We start from the raw sequence: 5,644 nt of genomic DNA on the forward strand, positions 1-5,644 counted from the left end.
TTTAACTCAACCAAGGTTATTTGGAAAAAAGGCGCGGGTTCCCGGTCGAGTGTGTAACGCTTTGTTATCTTTTATGCAATCTTATTTATTATTTTGCCTTGTTCAGGTAATTGAATAAAAAAAGACCGATAATCCCACCTATTATTGCTGAGGCAAATGTAGCTAAGAACCACCAACCATATGGATTCCAGCCTTTAGTACTGTCTAAAATATAAAAACAGCAAGGAGCATCCCAAGAAGTATAAATATTATAGGACTGTTGCGCATCTTATTTTGCTGCATATCTCTCATCTTTTAATTTAATGCTCAAGATAACGAAAAGCTCAGCCGCCGAGTTTACGAGGTCGGCTGAAGCGACATGTTCGCCAGCGAACCTTGCTGCGAATTCATCCATTCAGGTAGAGGGGAGTTCGTTGCCTCGGAATAAAGTGTTTCCGGTGCAATATCGATTTTATCCTCCCAGGTCAGTACTCCAAGTTCCTCATTAATTTTAAAATTTTTGAAAAATTCCATATCCTTGAATTTTTCAAATACCCCGCCTTCAAGTAAATATTTTGAGAAATCGACAATTCCAGAGGCACTATCCTCAAATGTTACTTCAATTTTATATCCGCCCTTATATTTTGCTGAGATTACATCTCTGAGCATAACTCACCCCCCCTTATTTCAACGGTTCAATTTTCTTTGGAGCCTGATTGTTTTTCGCTAATTCCCAGTTTTGCCAAAGCTCATTCCTGTGCTGAACGGCCCATTCGATTACAAGACCCAACGCACGGGGCGAAAAATGACCCTCCAGAATCCGAAGTGACTCTATTTCTATTGCCAATTTCTCCCCGCCATACCGTGCATGAAAATGCGGCGGGTTGTGATCATCGAAAAACATAGCAATGATTATACCATAAAACCTACTGATCTCAGGCATTTTAGTTTTCCTTTTTAATCAGGCGAACGACAAGGGTAAGCGGTGCGCTGTTCAGCATCCGCTTGACCCGCTTGTTATCTTTTTTTTCTTCGACGGGTAATAGTCCAATGATGAGCAAAATAGGTCTATAAACTTCCTCAAAGGTTCTTTGCCCGTCATTATCCTGGATTGCTCAAATATTCCTTCTGGTAAATTTGTTAAAAATCTGATCAATACGAGGTTGTCTTCCCTAACGCTAATATTGATCGTGTCAATCCAGTTGGTTCTCAAACTAGGATTTAAATTTAATTCCAGTGGTGGACTGCCTTTTTCTTCTTTTTTAGCCATTGTCTCGCTCCTTTACTGGATATACCTACTGTAATTTGGATTAGTTACGGCGATATTTTTTTTAGTCCAAGAATATTCCGGGGACTCTTCTATGTTTTTTATATAGGAAATATGATTAGGACTTATAGAAGCTGGTATAAAAACATATTTGACAACTTCTTTAGCTATTTGTTTGGAAAGATTAAATCTTCCATCTTTAGTTTCTTTAAAAAGCTGTACGGATTTTTTATTGTATAGTTTCTTACCCCCTATAATTGCGTAGTAAATGAAACCATTTTTTATTCTACGGTGTTTGTGGAATGCTTGTTTTGTAATGCCTAATATGGCAGCGGCTTCAGTTCCCACGATAAATTCGCAAACTGCCAATTGACGAATTAAATTGTTGCGTATTTCTTCTTCTTTTGATGCAATTTTTTTTGCTGTTTCCTTTGGGAATAATAATGCACCACAACCCGCACACTTGTAGTAATTTGCTAAATAAATATTATAACTACCAATACTTTTATTGTGCAATTCTAATGTGCCTTCATGCTCATTGTATATATCGCCACATGTATAGCATTTCATTTTTAAATCTCCTTGAAAGAGTCGATAATCAAATTATCGCTATCAACATAAAAGTGTGTGTAAACATCTTCACCTTTTAAGTTATAGGCTCTATAGTAATCAACCCAAATTTGAGGATTGCCGAATCTCGTTTCAGCCTTATAGCAAGATTTTATAGGCAAGACCAATATTGCATTGCAAATATCATCGAAGTCCCATCCGAAATCATCTTGTGCAGACATGCGAGCTTGTTCAGTGATCTGAACGTTGCCTGTCAATATTAAGTTCCGAATTTGCTTCTTACTGTAGTAGGCTTTGTCTCTTATCATAAGATAACACTTATGGTTGACGTTTGTCAACCTCAAAATTTAGTTTTCGTATTCGCAGAAAAGATAACGCCGCTAATCAACCGCGCGGCTTTTTGCGTCGGCTGAATTAGCTTTGTTATACTTTTATTTGTAAATATCGTATTCCATAGTTGCATACATAGGCATGGTTTTTTCTGGATCATTTGTATTACGTATACCAATCAATAAATACATAATCGCAGCCTTTACGATCACAAACAAATCATGAATGCCAGAGATTAAGTAGTCTTCTGTAACTTCAAAATCAGCATATTTTTCATCGAATCCAATATCGACGTTTATGTTTAAAAAAGAATGAGTTATTCTATTTCTAATTCTGTTAAGATGGTAATATGACCCTCCATTTTTCATGTCTATGGCGAGACTATAAAAAGCTAAAAGCTGAAAATCTCTCTTTTCTTTAACCAGGTTTTTGAAAACATCCTTTGTGAACCAATCAAAATACACATCGATTTTATTTATATCTATTTCTTCATCTGAGAAATAAAATTGTATAATATTTGCTATCTTGTCCAAACAGTTATAAAGCGTTGCAAAAACTGATTTTAGTATACCATATTTTAAAGAGTGCTGAGTATAGTCCAATGTGTATATATATTTCACACGGCTATCTATCCTTTTATGGTTGAGATTCAGAGATTGAAAAAAATTATACCTTGCCGTTGTGAAATCTTCCAACAACTGATTGAATGTCTGGAAACAAAAATATGTTTTCTTTGACATTGTTTGGGTTTTATCAAATTTCTCTTCATTTATTTTTTCAATTAAATTTGGGAAAAAATTATCGCATAAACTATCTTTGTCATAATAGTATCCGAAGTCATAATTAAGAAATAGGTTATTTGATAGGATGAACTTTTGGTATTTTGAAATGCTTTCGGGTGGATTTATTTCAATTGGTGAATACTCAACACTTTCAAAAAACTTCTCAATTTGTTTCTTTTTAGACTCATAATATTCGAAAGAGGACCGGCTGCCTATCTCTACCAGAGAATTATCTAACAAGGCTTTAAGTAATAAATTATACGAAATATTGATAAGATGCAATGATTGCTGCGGGGCAAGCCTCGTGTAATACTCAAGAGAAACAGCTTTTCCCCCATAAGCCATCCCAAAAGTTGGACTTGCCTTTATCACTTGGTCAAATGCATTTATCGCTTCATAATTTCTGCCATACCGTTCATAAATAATGGCTAAGTTCGTTCTTGCCCGCTCATAATGTCCATATTGATCTTTCTTTACCTTCAGAAAATATTGTCGCGCTTCACGGTATGTTTTTAAATCAACCAGATTGTCAAAGTCGTCAACTGCTGACAATTCAATAGTGGCCTTCGAGAACAATGTGTTTCCAAAATCATAATAAAATTTATTTTTATCTAATGATTCTTTTTTGTCTTGAAGTCTTTTTAAAGCATAATTAAGAATTGGAATTGATTTTTGATCTGAACCTATATTTGATATTAAGCCTTCAAATGAAATAAAATGTGAGTCAATGTCTTTATATTTAATATCAAGATCTCCAATCCACTTAAAGACCTCTTCATCTGACAATTTGCTTTTTTGCGACAGCTCGGAAAGCAAAATATAGTCTTTTGTGAGTTCATCAATTTTCATCATTTATTCTCAAGTATAACGTAAAAGTGAGGGGCTGCGCGCTTTTGCGCAGTCCCTCTCGACTGACGGGTTAGCGCCTAAATGGGCACATTGCCGTTGTCATGCTTAACTGTTACCTCTGTTCGTTTTCATATTCTACGGCATCACATTCCAGGTCATCATCAACACCGTCTGCTACCCATGTCATTAGCATTTCAAGCAAAAACTCTTCGATGTGCTCCTTCATATCGGGAATCAAATCTGATGAAACCGCCCTAATTTCGAAATGAAGCGAGTAGCCACGACTCGTAAAACGAGTAACCAATTTCCCTTGTTGATCCATCCATAAATCCGCTTGAGCAAGAGATCCTCGTTCTGTGGTGTGGGTTCCAACTCCCGGGCTAATCCATCTGGAATATCCCTTTCTGGCATCGAATTCATCTATTGGTATCAATTTAAACTCGGGTGTTCTCATTTTCATTATCTGGCCTCGTTGTCTGCGCTAACGATTAAGGTCACTTGCGCCACCACCCAACCTCGCCCGCCAGGCCGCGGGCGTTCTCGGCGTCAAGTGAACCGCCTGGTTCGGCACTCCTTTATTGTTATAGAGAACCCTATAGTATTTCAAAATTTCACATTCTGAACAGCTGAACCCTTTGGAAGGTCTGAAAATTATGTGACTACTTTTTCTCCTTTCAGCTTTTCTAAAAGAGCTACTTCAATTGGTTTACTCGCTTCTCCAAAATAGAGGGTTTGGTGTGGAAATGGTATCTCGATCCCAGCATTATCAAAAGCCAACTTGATTCTGCGTAAATATTCTCTGCCCACCTGCCATTGGCGGATGGGTTTTGTCTTGATCCTGCCTTTAATAACAACAGCAGAGTTATCAAATTTATCTACTCCGAAAATTTCTGGTTCTTCCAGCATAAAAGGTCCAAGGATTTCATCTTGTTTCATTTCAGAACCAACGCTACTCATTACGTCAATAACCTTGTCGGTATTTTCTTTATATGCAACCCCGATATCAAACACATAAGCAGACCAATCATTGGTCAAATTGCTGAGTGTCGATACAGTGCCATTTGGGAAAATATGAACAATTCCACCCAAATCGCGCAATACAATGGTTCGGAAATTAACTCTTTCGACTAGACCGCCAGTGCCATTTACTATGGCGACATCACCAACACGAACTTGATTTTCAAGTATAAAGAAAAACCCTGCAATAAAGTCCCGGACCAAATTTTGTGCCCCAAAACCGACCGCTAGCCCTACAATACCGGCACTTGCCAGGATCGGCCCGACATCAACACCTATCTCTTTTAGTAAAATAAGAATTGTGGTTACCCAAAGGACAATAAGGGCAGCCTGTCTTATTAGGCGAATTAAGGTTTCCACCCGCTTTTCGGACTCCGAAGGTGGTTCTCCTGCTGTTTTACTTTGTGTGAGCAGACGTTGTTCAAGTTTTCTTAATATCTTCCGCAAAATAACCATACCCAACCATGCCAAAAACAGAACAACCAAGATTCGGGTGCATGTGAATACGATCTGTTCCCATTTAATATCCTGGAACTGCTGCAAGAAAATATCCATAAAATTCTCCTTCTTTAGCAAAAATTAACAAATATGCTGACAGGTAATTTTTGATTACCACCATGTATGTCAACGCCCCTTTCTTGAGTCAACTCTATCGAACTTCGATAGAATCACATCAAATTGGTTTTCGGGCCATGGATTTATCTTTGCCGCCGAACGACCAAGCTGAGTTGCGGCGGCCAAGAACCTCGCCGCGTAGCGCCACCGCCGCGCTTTCCGCCGTCAACTCAAGCGCCTTGTTCGGCGATTTTATGTCGTTGATTTTTCCTTTTCCTGTTTTGTCCTGCGGTTT

Annotated in this window: 8 protein-coding genes; all 8 read right to left on the minus strand. The window is 38.0% G+C overall.

Features of this window, described 5'->3' with window-relative positions:
• Nucleotides 1–336: 336 nt before the first annotated feature.
• The gene (locus VXK47_RS07880) at nt 337–648 is read right to left on the minus strand and encodes a DUF2442 domain-containing protein (RefSeq protein WP_435548225.1); all 312 of its coding nucleotides are present in this window, start codon (nt 646–648) and stop codon (nt 337–339) included.
• Between the two features lie 13 nt (nt 649–661).
• Complete coding sequence (locus tag VXK47_RS07885) at nt 662–922, minus strand: DUF4160 domain-containing protein (protein WP_435548226.1); 261 nt, start codon at nt 920–922, stop codon at nt 662–664.
• A 51-nt stretch (nt 923–973) separates the two neighbouring features.
• Nucleotides 974–1,249 (minus strand): hypothetical protein, encoded by a 276-nt coding sequence (locus VXK47_RS07890; protein ID WP_435548227.1) that lies wholly within the window; start codon nt 1,247–1,249, stop codon nt 974–976.
• Between the two features lie 12 nt (nt 1,250–1,261).
• Nucleotides 1,262–1,816 (minus strand): hypothetical protein, encoded by a 555-nt coding sequence (locus VXK47_RS07895; protein ID WP_435548228.1) that lies wholly within the window; start codon nt 1,814–1,816, stop codon nt 1,262–1,264.
• 2 nt (nt 1,817–1,818) lie between these two features.
• Nucleotides 1,819–2,124, minus strand: a complete 306-nt coding sequence (locus tag VXK47_RS07900; protein WP_435548229.1) for a type II toxin-antitoxin system MqsR family toxin — start codon at nt 2,122–2,124, stop codon at nt 1,819–1,821.
• 123 nt (nt 2,125–2,247) lie between these two features.
• Entirely contained in the window at nt 2,248–3,780 is a 1,533-nt protein-coding gene (locus VXK47_RS07905; protein ID WP_435548230.1) for an LA2681 family HEPN domain-containing protein, read from the minus strand.
• Between the two features lie 109 nt (nt 3,781–3,889).
• Nucleotides 3,890–4,237 (minus strand): hypothetical protein, encoded by a 348-nt coding sequence (locus VXK47_RS07910; RefSeq protein ID WP_435548231.1) that lies wholly within the window; start codon nt 4,235–4,237, stop codon nt 3,890–3,892.
• 191 nt (nt 4,238–4,428) lie between these two features.
• Nucleotides 4,429–5,349 carry a mechanosensitive ion channel family protein gene (locus VXK47_RS07915; protein WP_435548232.1) on the minus strand — a complete coding sequence of 307 codons (921 nt, stop codon included), beginning with the start codon at nt 5,347–5,349 and terminating at the stop codon, nt 4,429–4,431.
• Nucleotides 5,350–5,644 lie beyond the last annotated feature (295 nt).

Origin of the sequence: Desulfobacterium sp. N47 (assembly GCF_051233685.1) — a bacterium.
In the GTDB taxonomy this organism is placed as follows: Bacteria; Desulfobacterota; Desulfobacteria; order Desulfobacterales; family RPRI01; genus RPRI01.

What these genes read in the sequence shown, in the direction of transcription:
- VXK47_RS07880 (WP_435548225.1), bottom strand. Translation starts at nt 648, where the DNA reads ATGCTCAGAGATGTAATCTCAGCAAAATATAAGGGCGGATATAAAATT.
- VXK47_RS07885 (WP_435548226.1), bottom strand. Translation starts at nt 922, where the DNA reads ATGCCTGAGATCAGTAGGTTTTATGGTATAATCATTGCTATGTTTTTC.
- VXK47_RS07890 (WP_435548227.1), bottom strand. Translation starts at nt 1,249, where the DNA reads ATGGCTAAAAAAGAAGAAAAAGGCAGTCCACCACTGGAATTAAATTTA.
- VXK47_RS07895 (WP_435548228.1), bottom strand. Translation starts at nt 1,816, where the DNA reads ATGAAATGCTATACATGTGGCGATATATACAATGAGCATGAAGGCACA.
- VXK47_RS07900 (WP_435548229.1), bottom strand. Translation starts at nt 2,124, where the DNA reads ATGATAAGAGACAAAGCCTACTACAGTAAGAAGCAAATTCGGAACTTA.
- VXK47_RS07905 (WP_435548230.1), bottom strand. Translation starts at nt 3,780, where the DNA reads ATGATGAAAATTGATGAACTCACAAAAGACTATATTTTGCTTTCCGAG.
- VXK47_RS07910 (WP_435548231.1), bottom strand. Translation starts at nt 4,237, where the DNA reads ATGAAAATGAGAACACCCGAGTTTAAATTGATACCAATAGATGAATTC.
- VXK47_RS07915 (WP_435548232.1), bottom strand. Translation starts at nt 5,349, where the DNA reads ATGGATATTTTCTTGCAGCAGTTCCAGGATATTAAATGGGAACAGATC.